This is a genomic window from Spirosoma aureum (genome assembly GCF_011604685.1).
GTDB lineage: Bacteria > Bacteroidota > Bacteroidia > Cytophagales > Spirosomataceae > Spirosoma > Spirosoma aureum.
The window spans coordinates 2,055,659-2,072,160 of record NZ_CP050063.1 but is presented as its reverse complement, the minus strand read 5'-3'; the positions used below and the strand labels follow the sequence as shown (position 1 = coordinate 2,072,160).

The window sequence follows — 16,502 nt, the reverse complement described above, 5'->3', positions numbered from 1 at the left end:
TCTCCAACTGCTCAATGAGCGACTAAATTAGCAAAAATATCCTCTTTGACATGACTGCACCTACTCCTAAAACAGCTATAGTCCTTGGTGCTACGGGGCTTATCGGCGACCTGCTTACTCATCGACTGGTCGATTCTCCCCTCTATGAAAAAGTTAAAGTTCTGGTGCGAAAGTCGTTAAACTGGCAGCACCCTCGCTTACAGGAGGTTCAATTCGATTTCGACTACCCCAATGGCCTACTGACCCAAGCCGACGATATCTTCTGCTGCCTGGGTACAACGATGAAAAAGGCAGGTTCAAAGGAGGTTTTTCGAAAAGTTGATTACCAGTATCCAATGGATATTGCCCGATTAGGTCTGGCTGCTGGTGCTCAGCAATTCGCTATTGTTACTGCTATGGGTGCCGATGCAAATTCAACGTTTTTTTATAATCGGGTTAAAGGGGAAGTAGAACGCGATCTTACAGCGCTGAACTATCCGTCATTATTGATTTTTCGACCTTCCCTCCTCCTCGGAAACCGGGGAGGAAATCGGTTAGGTGAACGGCTGGCCGAAGGTGCCATGCGGTTGTTTTCTCCTCTTATTCCAGCAAAATATAAAGGGGTTGAAGCATCTAAAGTCGCGAATGCCATGCTGACTACCATGCAACAGGGGTTGATAGGCAAACATGTATTTGAATCGGATCAGTTACAGATGTATTGACCAATGGGATCAAAAACGTAGTGTTTGAACACAACGCGCCTGAGACCATTTTTCAACATGTTAACTTTAAAAATTGATCAGGAATCTTAAGCAATTACGAAACGAACATTGAATTTTCTTTTTCGGCAACTAGCTCAGTTTATCCGAATTTATCCTAAAAACAGGTGCCCGCAAATCAGCCCTCCCTGATTGCTAGTGAAGCTGACTAATTCATCGCTGTAACTTTAGTATTTTTTTAAATCTCGTGCTTGTATATACAAAAAATGAATTAACGCTTATTTACTTTAGTTTCTCTGCCAGCATTTTGATGTAATAGCCGCCAACAACCGATCGTGCCCGAAAACCAACATGCTTCCCATCGGTGGTTTCATGCCAGTCGCTTAGTGGAATCCGGTCGGGGCTTTCGTTCACAAACCGCAATACAGGTGCAATCAGCGCGTCGAAATCGGCCGGGCGGTCGGCCAGTGTAGCTGTCCATATAATCCAGTCTGATTTGGTGTATGTTCTACGGCTGTCCAGAGGTAGACCAAATGGTTGCTGTTTTGTTAGATAATAGGCAATTTCTTTCTGGGATACTTCTTTAGGAAAAATGTCCAGTTTTAGCAGTTTATCCCATACCAGATTGTACTTCTGGCTCCAGGTGCCTTCGTTTTCAAAAGTAAGGGTATAGTGATCCCCGTTATCAGCGAGTTTCATCCACTTGCGGGCCAGGTCGCGCGCCATCTCGATATACTCCTTTTCACGGGCTTTATCGCCCAGACGACCTGCCAGATAACCATAACTGGCAATGCCCATGATGGCTTTTACCGATAGATTTGCGTTGCGGGCAATATGGCCGGCAAAATCGTCAGTGCAGAGTTGATTGGCCGGATCGAAACCGTCTTTAATCAGGTAGTCGGTCCAGGTTGTCAGCGTTTTCCAATGCTGTCGGGCATACGTAGCATTCCCTTCGACAGCGGCAATAGCTGCTGTCAGAATCAACATATTTCCGCACTCTTCAACCGGCATGTCTTCACCATATGTTTGCCCATTCGCCAACGGATAGGTCCCAACGTCATGGGCAGCAAAGGGCTTGGTCCATTTCCCGCTTTCAGAGTACTGAAAAATGGGTTCCATCATCCCTTTCAATAATAGCGGGTTATATATCAGAAAGAGCGGGGCTGAAGGATAGGTTACGTCTACAGTGCCAATTGAGCCATTCGAGAAATTTTCTTTCGAGAAAAAGAAGGCTTCTCCGTTTGGCCCAGCAACCAGTTTATGGGCTGCAATTGCCTGCCGATAGGCAACAATACACAACTCGGCATAGGCTGCGCCACCTGCTTTCAAGGCATCAGCATACAGTTGCTTATCGAACGCGTCACATTGCTTTTTTAATTTAGTATAATCGACTTCAGCATCCTGTAGCGCTTGCTCAATGGATGTGTTCCCATTTGTGTATCGGCGCCACCAGGCATTCAGCGGTTTGCCGAAGTACTCCACAGATTGAATATCATCATACCCAATCAGCAAATGCCGCTCCACTGGTTTATTATCGACTTTTCCCAATTCCATGCTGGTGGCCAGAACGGGCAGGCTATCGCTTACGGTGCGGGGCATGCGTTCATGCATATCCGTTACACGTCCCTCGCGCTCAAACTGGTTCAATGCACTGGCCAATGACCCGATCCGTCGATTCGTGCCTGGCTCGGTCGTCGATGCGATATATAAATACCCCCAGTCGATCCGCACATCATCGCCCTTCCTACCCAAAATTTTCTGATCGGCTGTACCGACACGCATGTAATCCAACTTTCCGGCTTTACCACGGCGCCAGGTTACGAGTTGATCAGGCGAATTAACGGCAAGTTCAGACGAAGCATCAGTATATACCTGTACATCGTGCTGCTTACCATCGGTCGATCGTACACTGTAGCTAACATACTGAACAGGTCTCGATAAGACGTCCAGATTATCCATGAGCAAAGGAGCCATGAACGTAACCGTTAGCTCAACACCCTCCACCGAGAAAGTGTATTCAGACTGTGTTGCCGTTGTCCGTCGACCGGTTTGTGTGGCCGGTTTATAGTTCAGAATCCGCTCTTCAACAAGCCCCAGATCGACAAAACCTGGACCCGACAAATTCTGACTATGGAAAGCGATTACATTCCGACCTTTCCGCAACACCTCCGACGCTTTGCGATTAGTCGGTGTCAGCCGATAGATTGGCGAAACACCGCTCACCTTGGTCATCCGTTCGCCATTGATGAACAACTCATAATTATCGTTCTGAATAGCATCAACGACAAGCGGGCCATCAGGTACCTGATCCAGCGTGACAGTTCGCCGGATATAAATATCATTGGTTGTCCATTTGGTATGATCGCCATCCCGGCTTCCAAACGTAGCTTCTCCTGTAGCCCATTGGCTATCATCGAAATCGGGGCTAGTCCAGCTTTCGGAGGCTGGCTTATCGGTCACATAACGAGCCTGATAAGTCTGGCGTTGTGCAGACGGAACGATCGTTTCACCAGCAAAGGATGGATTACCCATGAATCGAAACGTTCGTCCATCAACGCGAATCAACCCATTTAATTGCTGCGGTTGCCCTGTCCAGTGGCGAGTTGCATCGCCGTTAAGCTGGTTACTAAATGACCATACACTCGAATAAGGATCAATGGTCAACAATGGGGTTGCCGGCGGGTTGAGGGCAGGTTTGGTCGTACTACCTGATTGAGCATACCCAGTCAGAATGGTCATAAATAAAATAATAATTACGGTTAAGTACTGGCTCTTAAATAAAAAACCTATTCCGAATCTACTGCATCTATAGAACATATTTTTTAACTATTTCAATATGCATTTAATTAATTTTAACATATCGCTTATAAAACTATAAAGCCGGGCGATATCATTTTTTCAATAACCCGGTTAAATCTGACCACAGATGCGGAGAAATCGCATTATTGCTCTATCGTTTCCAAACGGGTAAGCAATAGTCGTTGCGAAATTTTATCTAACTGACTCTCCGGTCCTTGTAAATGTATGGTTGTATGCTGATGCTGCATTGACTGACTGGGTGCTAATGCAGCAGCGGGCGAAGATGACTCCATCTCATAGAATTTCCCCATCTGTGGCTGGCCTGGTTTCATAGGCCCATCATTATAAGCGTTGAGCACATCACCTGAAAAGGGTTCTTTCTGAAGCTCCCAGGCAGAATTGACGTATTGTTTATTGCTGGAATCAAATGTGTATGTTACAAGTGTAAGGGTCTTTGTTCCCGGATCATAACTGCCCAGCCACTTTGTTGCGCGCGCAGGTGCTACGCCAATCTTGCTACGGTAGTTCGCATCAGCTTTAAATAGTGCCGATCTCTCACCAATAATCAGGCGTTCGGCTGGCAGTTTGCCAAAATAACTGTCATTGATCGGTTGCCCTGCTCCAGGCTGAAAGGGTACTATAACGGTGGTGGCTGGTGATGCATTCATCATGCCAAGAATCCAGATCGACGGTAAACCTGTTTTGGCAGACCAGGTTTGCGCTCCTTTGTTTGTGATTACATTATCGGATCGAACGCCAACCACTTTCAGTGAATCTGTTTTTTCACCCAATAACTGATCGATTTCGGGTTTGCTTACCAGCGAAACGGTTCGTTCGATACCGATGTTGAACAGACTCCCCGAATAATTTACCAATTCAACCTGGCGGGTAAATGTAGCCGAGGTTTCGGTCTTTTTGGTGAGTGTAAACGGCTCTGAATCAATAGCAGCCGGAGTTTGCCAATGTTCCCCGTCGAATGGGTCGCCTTTCTTAAAATATAAGGCAAACTGGCCGCCTTCCGGCCCCAGCCAGAAGCGATCTTCCCCCCCAAACGCATTCATATGGGGTAGTATTTTTTTTGATTGAATCAACTCATAATTGATCCAGCCATAACTAGCCTGCCCATCGGCAGTGCTGGTCATTACACGTCCCTGATAAGCTGGGCATATCAATGCCTGGGCATCTCCTGCTTTTAACTCAATAAGGTCATGATGGTATTCTTGTAAAAAATGCCGGGCCTCGTTAAAGGTATTTCGGTTTGTCGTTGCACTATCCATGTTAGCCGTTTTGTGTTCATCCGTTGTTGCAGATTTCCGACCAGAACAAGCCAGGAGTCCACAACCAAAGGCAAGCAATAGGATTTTGTTCATACGCATGGCAAAGAAATGCTTGAAATTCGGCAAATTGAGGATCGATTTGTCAGGTTACCCATCCGGCAACGATACCAAAATCACCGTGCTCATTAATCCTACTCCATCAGCTCCCATTATCATTCGATCAGCCGGCCAAAATGACCTTGATATCGTTTACCGGTTTTTGTGTGAGCTTGAAGAACTACCCCTCGATCAAACCCAGTTCCGATCTGTATTCTCTCATAATCTGCAAAACCCAATGATTTATTACCTGATCGCAGAAGCAGATGGAGAATCGGTAGGTTTTATTAGTTGCCACGTTCAGTATCTGCTCCACCATGTTGGGAAAGTCGGCGAAATTCAGGAGCTATTTGTACGAGCGGATCGACGTAATGAACGGATTGGTCACCAGCTTGTAGAGGCTCTGAGTGAGTTGGCAATACGCGAGGGCTTTATCAATTTAGAAGTTACCACAAACCAGAAACGCACTGATACCATTCGATTCTACGAACGGGAATTATTCAATCGAACTCACATTAAACTGGTTAAGTCGATTCGACCCTGATTCACTTTTATTGCTTCTTGCTATTCATTCATTGTCTTCACTTACTGTAATGGTACCGTTTTCGCATTGGATTCGATCTGGGCGAGAGCTTAAACAAGCAGCCTAAAAACCTAGCTAAGTAGTTGATCAGAATGGCCATCAATGAAACTCTTCCAGACATATGTCTATGTAACAGGAGCTTAAATATGTTTCTGTCAAGACCATCCAGCAATTTACAGCCAAGTTCTAAGTCAACACCGTTTTTTATGTATTTCTTTTCTATTAGAAAGAATGTTTCTAGCATTTAATTAGCCTTCAAAAGGATTTACAATTTGAACATTAAAATTATTACATAAGCAGATTCATTTTAGTCATTTTTAAATTTACCTTACCTCTAAAAAAGAATATTTATTAGTATTTACACTTATCTTTATCGGTAATTTTCTCAGAAAAATACTAACCGAATCATTTTTATTACGAGCACACCTTCATCAGCATTCCTTGTCGGCCGAAAGTTGTAGAGTGTAGTGAGGATTGAGAATAGATGAACTTCATCGAGCACGGTTACAAAGAACCCGTCGACACCACCAATAACAACGATTCGGACCTATAGCGCCCGTTTTTCAATGATGTTGGAGAAAGTTTCAAACCAATAAAACAGACTGTTCAATAACCCATGAAACAACAACCTATTTTATGTATGCTTCTGGCAAGTGTATTCAGTACAACGGCAGTATGGGCCCAACCAATTTCTCCTCCCCATGCTGTTGTACGACCGAATATCATCCTGATTATGACTGATGACCAAGGATATGGCGATTTGGGATTTTATGGTAATCCGTACGTGAAAACACCCAACATTGATGGCTTTGCAGCCCAGAGTACCCGACTGACCAATTACCATACTTCACCAGTGTGTAGTCCTACGCGGGCCAGTTTGCTTACGGGTCGGTATCACCAGCGAACGGGTGTACATGACACCTATAATGGTGGCTCAATCATGGCAACGGAAGAGGTGACATTAGCCGAAATCCTGGCACAGAATGGCTATCAGACCGGCATTGTCGGCAAATGGCATCTGGGAGATACTTATCCGTATCGGGCATCGGAACAGGGATTTGCGTTCTCACTCGTTGGACACGGTGGGGGTATTGGACAGCCTGGCGATCACCCAGATAATTTCTTCCGTCCCGACAGTAGTTACTTCAATCCGACACTCTATAAAAATAATATACCCTTAAAAACCAGTGGTTACTGTACGGATGTATTTACCGATGCAGCCGTTGATTTTCTAAAAGCTAATCAGCGTCAGCCGTTTTTCCTGTACGTTGCTTATAACGCGCCACACGATCCCCTGCAGGTCCCCAAACGGTACTATGACCAGTATAAAGACCTGGCATTCAACACCGATTTCGATCAGCAATCGGGTAAAGACTGGGCGTCGATGTCGAATAAAGATAAAGAGGATGCACGTCGGGCATATGCTATGATCACCAACATTGATGATAACGTGGGACGGATCCTGGCACAAGTAAAAGCGCTGCATCTGGAAGAGAATACGATTATCCTGTTTACAACTGACAATGGCAATCAACAATTGCGGTTCAACACGGGATTTAAAGGGCGTAAAGCCAGTGTCTATGAAGGAGGTAACCGCACTCCTCACTTTATTCAGGGAAAAGGCATTTTCCCTCTTAATCAAGAAATCGATGCCCGAATAGCTCACATCGATATATTACCCACTTTATTGGAAGCTGTCCATATCTCAATACCGACCAATTTACGTTTGGATGGCCAATCGGTGCTTCCAATTATTCAGGGCAAATCAACTAAACGGAACGGGCTTTTTTACAATGCCTGGAATCGGGGATGGCCTGAACCCTATCGAAACGCAGCCATCTATAGTGATGATTTTAAATTAGTTGCCGTTAATGTCGATCCTCAAAAACTGGAGAGTTTTGAACTATATAACCTCAAAAATGATCCATATGAGCGGTCGAATGTAGCTGTGGCGAATCCGGCTATCGTTATGCAGATGAAAGCAAAGCTGGATAGTATTTTTGCTGACATTGCGGCTAGCCCAAACCTGGTGACGCGTCGGATCGGGCTGGGCAATATCCACGAAAATCCAACTATCCTAACTCGTCAGGATTGGACAAGCGTGATGAATAACTGGGTGAGCGAAAGCGGGCTGGGATACTGGGCCGTGAGTGTACAGAATGATGGCTATTATGACTTTACTATTCGTCACCGCCCCGTTAGAAAAGGAAGCCGGGTATTGGTTAGAGTCGGCCAGACGCAACGGAGCCTACTGACCAATCAGGACGACAGTACCGAGGAAACCTTACAACACGTCTATTTAAAGCGCGGAGATTATACGCTCGAATCGTGGCTGGAAACTGACAAAGGCATACAGGGACCATTTTATGTAATGACAAAAAAGAACTAGTATGGCATCGAGTCTCCGGTTTTGTTTGTTAACACCCATGCTTTGCGAGAAGAAAGTTGCGACACTATCGTAGATCCAAATTATTCAACCCGATGCAGTAAGATGGAATGAACAAGGTTGTTAAGATAATCCATTCGATGAAATACCAAAGCTTGACCAACCGACAGTCGTCGCAATGTGGTTGCTGCCTAATGCTTACCCAAGGTATGCAAGTGGTGTAATAAAATCAGAAGCCCCGTCCTGATCAGGACGGGGCTTCTTAGCGTGGCTCAAAGAGCCATAGTTTATATAGGTGTCACACGTTAATTCAGGAACTGCAATCGTAGCTCATTCAATTGGTTGCGAATCGAACCATCGATCTGTTGATCGCCAACACGCAGAACGTAGCCGCCAATCAACTTCTGATCAATTTTTTCTTCCAGTTCAACCAATTTGCCACCTGTTGTTTTCAGCACTATCGCTTTAAATTTCTCGCGAAGCGCGTCGGTGAGCGGAACTGTCGTGATAACCGTTGCCCGTTCAACACCTTTCAACTTATCATACTGGGTGATAAACGCTTCGGCAATAGCGTCCATGATGGGTTCCCGGTTCTTTTTGGTAATAATTTGCAGGAACGACATCGTTACTGGGTTGAGCCGTTTTTCAAACGCAGCTTTTAACACCGCGCTTTTCTTCTCCGACCGAACGATAGGGTTCTTTAGCATCAGCAACAGTGGACGGCTTTGGTCTACTGTTTGCTTGAATAGCCGCATGTCTTTATATAACGTTTCCGTTATGCCCTGCTCCTGCGCCAAATCCAGAAGTGATTTTGCATATCGGGATGCTACGGTAGCAACTGCCATAGGTATGTCGTAAGTTACAATTTGCAAGACGAAAGCCTTACATCGTATAACTCGTTTAGTTTAGTCTTGAATTGGATACCAGATCACTAACTAGTTTTTCCTGCGAAGCCTTATCGCTCAGTTCTTTGCGCAGTACTTTCTCGGCAATATCGAGCGAGAGCGTAACCACTTCTTTTTTCATCTGGGTTACAAGCGCCTGCCGCTCATTCTGCATAGCTTCACGAGCCTGTTCCAGAATACGTTGCCCTTCAGCCGCTGCCTTATCGCGCGAATCAGCGACCATTTTGTCGGCCGTTTCTTTTGCGCCACGCAGAATAGCTTCCCGTTCAGAGCGGGCCTGTGCGAGCAGTTTCTCATTGTCGGCTTTCAGCGCGGTCATTTCGACGCGTGTTTTTTCGGCCAGATCGAGCGCACTTTGAATATTGTTTTCGCGCTCATGCAAACTATCAGTGATTGGTTTCCAGGCAAATGTGCGAAGGATCAGAAAAAGGCCGAGGAAAACGACTACCTGCCAGAATAATAGACCAAGATCAGGAGTAAGCAAATCCATGGATTTACGATTTACGTGTTTTACGATTTATCTTTAAAAGGGATACGCGATGGATGAAACCCGCCTATCAGCACTCAATTCAATCTTTTGTTTGAAGTTGTCTGCCCATCGGCAACCCCAAATGGGCAGACAGTCTCCGGAAATTTAGTGAGTAGTGGAGCCGGCACCTAATGTAGCCAGCCTACTCCGTTTTAGATGCTGCTGTAGCCAGACCGAATTAAGCGGTAGCTACCAGCAGACAAATAACAGCTGCGAACAGAGCCACGGCCTCGATCAGAGCCGCAATGATCAGCATGGCGGTTTGGATACGACCAGCAGCTTCTGGCTGACGGGCGATACCTTCCATAGCACTACCACCGATCCGGCCAATACCCAGACCAGCACCGATAGCGGCCAAACCAGCACCAATAGCAGCACCCATAATGGCAACACTACCTGTGGCTTCTAACAGCAGAGCAAACAACATTGCTAACATAAAACTCAAACTATTTATATAAGTGAAACAAAAGATTGCAAATCGGTTGGTAGTAAATAAATCCACGACACGTTGCAGACTACCTGCTGCAAACTACGCACTAGTCTTAATGCGCTTCTGCGCCTTCATAACCAATACCATGATCAGCTTCGTGGTGCTCTTCTACTGCGCTGCCAATATACATGGCCGTAAGCAGGGTGAAGATAAATGCCTGAAGGAATGCCACCAGCAATTCGATCATGTTCAAAAACAAGGTAAAGAACACAACAACCGGGCTAATAGCCAGACTTGTGCCTGAACCACCCAAATGGTTCGCCATGAAGATCAGTCCCAGTAAGCTCAAAATAATGATGTGACCTGCTGTAATGTTGGCAAACAACCGGACCATCAGCGAAATTGGCTTCATGAACACGCCCACAATCTCAACCGGAATCATAATTGGCAGGAGCGCAATGGGAACACCTGTCGGCTTGAGGATGTGCAGCCAGTAATGCTTGTTACCACTGAACGTAACGATCAGGAAAGTAATAACAGCCAGTACCAGCGTAACAGCGATGTTACCGGTCAGGTTAGCGGCACCCGGCAACAGACCCAGCAGATTGTTTACCAGGATAAAGAAGAATAGCGTTAGCAGATAAGGCAGAAACTTGGTGTATTTCGGCCCAATGCTTGGTTTGGCAATCTCGTCGCGAACGAACAGGATGATTGGTTCAAGCAATGATTGAATGCCTTTCGGCGCTTTGCCCTTGTTGGTGACGTACCCTTTGCTAACGGCGGGGAAAATCAGCAGCAAAATCACCGCACTCAACAGCAGCGACGCTACATTTTTGGTAATCGAGAAATCATAGATCTTGGCTTCATGATCTACTTTACCGGCTTCATCCACACGATGAATTTTGCCATGCTCCTGCTTGTATCCATTATAGACGGCTTCGTTAGCCAGGTGCGATGATGAGAAAACCTCCAGCCCCCGATCCTGCGAATACAGAATAACAGGCAATGGTAGAGTAACCCCATGAGCAAACTCCCAACCATGTTCATCTTTAATGTGGTGCATGATCATTTCGCCCACATTAAATCCTTCTTTTTTACCATGTGTGCCCGGTACTTCGCCCTCGTGGCCTTCCTCCTGAGCATGTACAAAAGCTAACGAGCTCATAACAAGAGCTATAGCCAACAGAAATCTATTAATCACAGAACTCATCATATGATGTGACAGATCGTTTTTACGAATCGCGTCGCAAGTTACGAGTAAGCCCCCAAATCTCAAAGCCTGTGTAAAATATATATAGTACAAGAAAGTCAAAAATGAACGTTCGACGCTGATCAATATGCCGGAATAGAAAAAACCCGACAAAAGCAAGGCCAAGGATCAAGCGGGCAACCGTTGCGGCCATAAACAAGGGAATGAACCGTTCGCGATCCCCTTGTAAACCAGACTCCACCAACCGATGAGTCAGGAATGACACGCTCAGGAAAAAGATCAATAAAATTTTCCAGTCAGGGTGTAACCAAGGTGATACAGAATATCGCTCGGCTATGAAAAATACAATTGCCAGTATGACAGTGACGATAAATGTTCGAAGCATGGAGATGGAGCAAGAGGTATGAGGCCAAAGACGCCACTTAAGCCGAGCGCCTGACTCCCACCCATTGCCAATTATTTTCGTGTCAATTGTCGGATAAATAAATACAATGACGCACCGATAGCCGTCAGCGACAATACAATTGTCCAGATAGGTCGCTTGTTATCCTGCCATTCGTCCAGTTTTAGACCAACCCAGACACCCAATCCTATTGTGCCAAGCATTTGAAAGGCAATACCGCTGAATTGCACAAAGGAAGTCGTTTTTTCGGCTACTTTCTTTATCGGATCGTTTCCGGCAGGCTTTTCCGGACGGTTTCCGGGGGGTAATTCAGGATCGTTTTCCACAGAATTCAAGGGTTCTATACAATCTAAAGAGCAAAATTCGTTAATTTGGGCTAACGTTCCATACGGTCAACACAGACTGGAGCGTTTTGAGATACGAGTGACTACGTATTATTTCCGAATGTTCTGCTATTTTCGTAACCGCCCGTTCCTATTATTGTTAACGGTTCTTGCTCTGCTAACCGGTGGGCTGGTTTCGTGTTCGCAATACAGCACAAAGCCCATCAGTAAAGGCTATCATAACCTGACGTCCCATTTCAACGCCTATGTTATCGCTCGCGATGAAATCAAGGAAGCTGAATTGATTCTATTCAAAAACCGGCAGGAAAATTACAATCAGTTATTACCCATCCTGCTGCCCGTGGATTCGATGCTGTCCATGCCTGTAAAACCCCAGCTGGACGACGCGATCAAAAAAGCTTCCCTTATTCCTGAACGCCATCAAAATAGCAAATGGCTCGATAACGCCTACATATTGATTGGTCGGGCCCGCTTGTTGAAGCAGGATTTACCGAATGCTATTGAAGTTTTCAAGTACGTAAACACAAAAGGAACCAGCGAAGACGACAAACACGAAGCCCTCGTCGGTTTGATGCGAGCTTATACGGAAGCCAGCGACTACACGAACGCATTGAATGTGGCGGAGTATCTGCGTACTCAACCCCTTAACAAGGCAAACACCCGCGACTTTTACCTGACCAAAGCGTACATGCACGAGCGGAAGGGTGAATACGTGACCGCTGCCGGTATTCTGGATGCGACTTTCCCGGTTTTAAAAAAGGGCGAATCGACTGCTCGTCTTCACCTGATTACGGGTCAATTATACGATTTGTCGGGTGAACCGACCAAGGCAATAGCCCATTACCAGAAGGTTCTGAAATCAAGGCCTTCTTATGATCAGTCATTTTATGCGAACCTTTACGCCATTCAAAGCAATGGCCTGACAGGCGATGAAAAACGGTTGGCACAATCGGCAGAAACGTTCGAGAATATGCTCAACGACCGTAAAAATGTTGACCTGAAAGACAAAATTTACTTTACGATGGGCTTGCTGGAAGCCCGGAATGGCAACTTCGATAAGGCCATTAATTTTTATAGCAAATCGATTCAGGCGGCCGGTTCAAATACGACACAAGTTCCATACACGTATCTGGAAATCGGTAAGTTGTATTTTGACAAGAAAACCGACTACGCTAATGCTAAGGTTTACTACGATAGCGCACTGGCGTTGATGCCGCAGCAATCGCCGGATTATGCGGCACTGGCGACCCGGAAGAAAACGCTGGACGAGTTCGTGCAATACAAAACCACGATCCGTACCGATGATAGTTTGTTGCATCTGGCCCAGATGAACCCCGCGGCATTGGATAAACAACTTGAAGATGCCATTACGCAGAAAGAAAAAGAGGACAAAGCACAGGCAGCCCTCGCCCAGCAAATTATAGATAGAGCCTCTAACGGTAATGTCAACTCAGTTCCCGGAGCCACCAATTCAGACCTTCAACCCAATGAACGCTGGGTATTGTATAATCCGGTTGCGTTGAGTCAGGGTAGACAGGAATTTTCGGTACGGTGGGGAAATCGACCCATTGAAGACAACTGGCGCCGTAGTAATAAAGAGGCTTCGGAAGCTATTGCGGGCGTCAATAGCCCGCTTAACGGTGGCACCCCTGCCAATGACGTAAATCCGAATGCTCCCTTACAACAACAGGATGCTACGAACGCAACAGCACCAACGGGGTCCGCAGGCGGGCCCGTCAATGCCCGAAAAGCACAAAAAGATGCCCTCTATGCTAAAATTCCTTTCTCAAAAGAAGCACAGGCACAGGCCAATCAGCGAATAGAAAACGCTTTGTATAAGTTAGGGAAGCTCTATAAGTTTCAACTCAATCAACCGGCCGACGCTATTCCAACGTTTGAGCAATTGCTAACCCGTTATCCCAATACACTCCAGAAACCAGAAGTGTATTACCTGCTCCACCTGTCGAATGAGCAGTTAGGAAAGACATCGACCTGGAAGGATAAACTGTTGGCCGAATACCCGAACACGTCCTATGCGCGATTAGCAGGCCGGGCCGTTGCTCAGTCAACGGATAGTGAAGCAAAGGCACTGGCGACCTATACACAGATTTATGAACTCTACAAAGCCAATAACGTGACCGAAGCGCTGGCCCGTGCCGATAATGCATTAAGTGCGTTTGCGGGTACACAACTGGAAGACAAACTAGCCCTTCTGCGCGTTATATTGGTCGGGAAAGTGCAAACTGTAGATGCCTATCGTCAGTCTCTTAACGAGTTCGTACGTGATTATCCGGCGAGCCCATTACTTCCGCGCGTTAAAGAAATGCTGACGGCCGCCAATCAGCCAACGGCAACCAGAAAATAAGTTCGTGGTTTTAGAGTTTGTCATCTGATTACATAACCGAAAAACGACAAACTGATCAACAATTAACACCTACACACCCATAATGATTGACTTTGCTCCCGGTCGCTACCGGACCATTATCAAAAACCTTTGGCGGTATGCATTGCTTGGTCTGGCTATGCTGGTTTTCTATATACTGGCTGTCAGCTACAACTTTCTGTGGTTATTTGGCGGGATGCCTAGTCTGAAAGCCCTCGAAAACCCACAGAGCGACAGAGCATCGGAAGTATATACGGCCGATAATCAACTACTGGGAAAGTATTACGTTGAAAATCGGACGCCCGTTGAGATCACTCAGGTTTCACCCAATGTAGTTTCAGCCTTACTAGCTACAGAAGATGCCCGTTTTATTAAACATTCGGGGATCGACCCGCGCTCGTTCTTTCGGGTTATTAAGGGTATCGCTACCGGCAATAGTAGTTCTGGCGGAGGCAGTACGCTTACGCAACAAGTAGCTAAAAACCTGTTCGATACTCGTGGAGAGAAACTTCGTGGTGTATTGGGTAATGTCCCTATACTTAAAACGGTTATTGAAAAAACGAAAGAATGGATTTTGTCGGTTCGTTTGGAGCGGAATTATACCAAACAGGAGATCATGATGATGTACCTGAATACGGTATCGTTTGGCAATAACACCTATGGTATAAAAACAGCGGCTAAAACCTACTTTGACAAAGAGCCGTGGAATCTGAACGTTGAGGAAGCTGCTTTGCTGGTCGGGATGCTGCAAAACCCATCACGCTACGATCCCCGTATTTTCGAAGAACGTGCTCTTCAACGCCGAAATGTAGTGTTGAGCCAGATGAAGCGGTACCGTTTTCTGAGTGAGGAGCAATTCTTCACGTATAAGCAGAAACCGATACAACTCGATTTTAGCATCGAAAACCAGAATACGGGCATGGCAGCCTATTTCCGGTCGGTTATTAAAGAAGATATCAAGGCGTTTATCAATCAGTATAATGAAGATAATCCCGAAGCAGAACTAGATCTCTACACGAGCGGACTGCGCATCCAAACAACGATTGACTCACGCATGCAGGCCTATGCCGAAGAGGCTGTAATGACTAACATGCGTGACCAGCAGAAGAAGTTTTACGAACACTGGCGCGGTCGAAATCCGTGGGTTCGGAAAAATCCAAAAACCAAGAAATACGAAGAACTGCCCGGTTTTATTGAAGCCCGGGCAAAACAGACAACCCGATATAAACAACTCAAAGCCGAGTATGGCACCGATGAACAGGCGATTTGGCGTGAGATGCGGAAACCCGTCAAGATGCGAGTGTTTGTTTATGGCGGTCGGCGCAATGAGAAAGATACGACCATGAGTTCGCTGGATTCTATCCGGTATTACAAACGATTGCTCAATACGGGTTTTATGTCGATGGACCCGCGCTATGGCCACGTAAAAGCCTGGGTAGGCGGTATCAATTTCAAACACATGAAATTCGATCACGTCCGCCAGGGACGCCGGCAACCGGGGTCTACATTCAAGCCGTTCGTGTACCTCACAGCTATGGATCAGGGATTCGTTACACCATGCAGCCACCTGATCGATCAGCCAACTCTTTTTGCCCATGGAGAAGATAATAATGGCGGCCCTCCCTGGCAACCACAAAATTCGAACGGTAAATACAGCTATCGAAGCTTGTCGCTACGGGAGGCACTGGGCCAGTCGATCAATACGGTCAGTGCGCAGTTGATCAAGAAAACCCGTTCTGCTGAAGTAATCGAGTATGCGCATAAAATGGGGATCGTCAGTAAGGATTTACCGCAAAACCCAACCCTCTGTCTGGGAACGGGAGACGTTTCGGTCTACGAAATGGTTGCCGCCTATTGCGCCTTTGCCAATGGCGGCATTCGCGTACGCCCAATGCTGATTCTACAGATTTCAGACAAAAACGGAAACGTTCTTAAATCGTTCAGTGCCGATGCCAATCAGGTAATCAGCGCCAATCGTGCGTACGAAATGCTCTATCTGATGCGTGGTGCCGTTGAAGAACCCAATGGTACTGCCCAGCGCCTTCGGACGCAATACAAGCTGCTGGAGGGTGGCAACGAGATTGCCGCTAAAACAGGTACAACATCGAATTATTCAGATGCCTGGTTTATGGGATTGACTCAGCACCTTGTTTCGGGCTTATGGGTTGGTGGCGACGACCGGTCAATTCACTTCCGGAACATCGAGCTTGGCCAGGGCGGGCGGTTGGCGATGCCTGCCTGGGGTATGTACATGCAGAAAATATATGCAGATCCCTCGTTGGCAAAGTACCGCCCGGAGCCCTTCCGTAAGCCCAACAATTTTAAAATAGATTGTGGTGGTTATCACATCGACTCCTCTCAGCGTTATATTCCGCCTAAAGTTGTGCCTGAAGACCAGGATGAAATTCTGCAATAACAGGCATATCAGTAGGTGTGCCACGGTTTTTTAGTAAAATAGT

13 protein-coding genes are annotated in these 16,502 nt (G+C 46.3%); 5 read left to right on the top strand and 8 right to left on the bottom strand.

Annotated elements, in window-relative coordinates:
- Positions 1-50 precede the first annotated feature (50 nt).
- Entirely contained in the window at positions 51-701 is a 651-nt protein-coding gene (locus G8759_RS08330; protein ID WP_167206913.1) for an oxidoreductase, read from the top strand.
- 279 nt (positions 702-980) lie between these two features.
- Here G8759_RS08330 and G8759_RS08325 read toward each other — a convergent pair whose 3' ends face one another.
- Entirely contained in the window at positions 981-3,437 is a 2,457-nt protein-coding gene (locus G8759_RS08325; RefSeq protein ID WP_232074177.1) for a glutaminase family protein, read from the bottom strand.
- A gap of 203 nt (positions 3,438-3,640) precedes the next feature.
- A complete protein-coding gene (locus G8759_RS08320; protein WP_167206909.1) occupies positions 3,641-4,867 on the bottom strand; it encodes a DUF6786 family protein in 1,227 nt (408 codons plus the stop codon).
- A gap of 4 nt (positions 4,868-4,871) precedes the next feature.
- Between G8759_RS08320 and G8759_RS08315 the strand changes: the two genes are divergently transcribed.
- Together G8759_RS08315 and G8759_RS08310 are read left to right on the top strand one after the other, a co-directional pair.
- Entirely contained in the window at positions 4,872-5,414 is a 543-nt protein-coding gene (locus G8759_RS08315) for a GNAT family N-acetyltransferase (RefSeq protein ID WP_167206907.1), read from the top strand.
- Positions 5,415-6,069: 655 nt separating this feature from the next.
- Positions 6,070-7,842: an arylsulfatase gene (locus G8759_RS08310; RefSeq protein ID WP_167206905.1), complete on the top strand. Its 1,773-nt coding sequence runs from the start codon at positions 6,070-6,072 to the stop codon at positions 7,840-7,842.
- A gap of 302 nt (positions 7,843-8,144) precedes the next feature.
- Here G8759_RS08310 and atpH read toward each other — a convergent pair whose 3' ends face one another.
- The 6 genes from atpH to G8759_RS08280 form a co-directional block, all read right to left on the bottom strand.
- On the bottom strand, positions 8,145-8,684 hold the full coding sequence (atpH, locus tag G8759_RS08305; protein ID WP_162387842.1) for an ATP synthase F1 subunit delta: 540 nt from the start codon (positions 8,682-8,684) through the stop codon (positions 8,145-8,147).
- A gap of 55 nt (positions 8,685-8,739) precedes the next feature.
- Positions 8,740-9,234, bottom strand: coding sequence for a F0F1 ATP synthase subunit B (locus tag G8759_RS08300; protein WP_167206903.1), 495 nt, complete (start codon positions 9,232-9,234; stop codon positions 8,740-8,742).
- 217 nt (positions 9,235-9,451) lie between these two features.
- The gene (gene atpE, locus G8759_RS08295; protein ID WP_162387840.1) at positions 9,452-9,709 is read right to left on the bottom strand and encodes an ATP synthase F0 subunit C; all 258 of its coding nucleotides are present in this window, start codon (positions 9,707-9,709) and stop codon (positions 9,452-9,454) included.
- 106 nt (positions 9,710-9,815) lie between these two features.
- Complete coding sequence (gene atpB / locus G8759_RS08290) at positions 9,816-10,916, bottom strand: F0F1 ATP synthase subunit A (protein WP_167206901.1); 1,101 nt, start codon at positions 10,914-10,916, stop codon at positions 9,816-9,818.
- A gap of 19 nt (positions 10,917-10,935) precedes the next feature.
- Positions 10,936-11,298, bottom strand: coding sequence for a hypothetical protein (locus G8759_RS08285; RefSeq protein WP_167206899.1), 363 nt, complete (start codon positions 11,296-11,298; stop codon positions 10,936-10,938).
- A 71-nt stretch (positions 11,299-11,369) separates the two neighbouring features.
- Positions 11,370-11,642, bottom strand: a complete 273-nt coding sequence (locus G8759_RS08280; RefSeq protein ID WP_167206897.1) for an AtpZ/AtpI family protein — start codon at positions 11,640-11,642, stop codon at positions 11,370-11,372.
- 118 nt (positions 11,643-11,760) lie between these two features.
- On the opposite strand from G8759_RS08280, the gene porW reads away from it, so the two are divergent.
- The gene (gene porW / locus G8759_RS08275) at positions 11,761-14,025 is read left to right on the top strand and encodes a type IX secretion system periplasmic lipoprotein PorW/SprE (protein WP_167206895.1); all 2,265 of its coding nucleotides are present in this window, start codon (positions 11,761-11,763) and stop codon (positions 14,023-14,025) included.
- An 82-nt stretch (positions 14,026-14,107) separates the two neighbouring features.
- Positions 14,108-16,459, top strand: a complete 2,352-nt coding sequence (locus G8759_RS08270; protein WP_167206893.1) for a penicillin-binding protein 1A — start codon at positions 14,108-14,110, stop codon at positions 16,457-16,459.
- The last annotated feature ends 43 nt before the right edge of the window (positions 16,460-16,502 follow it).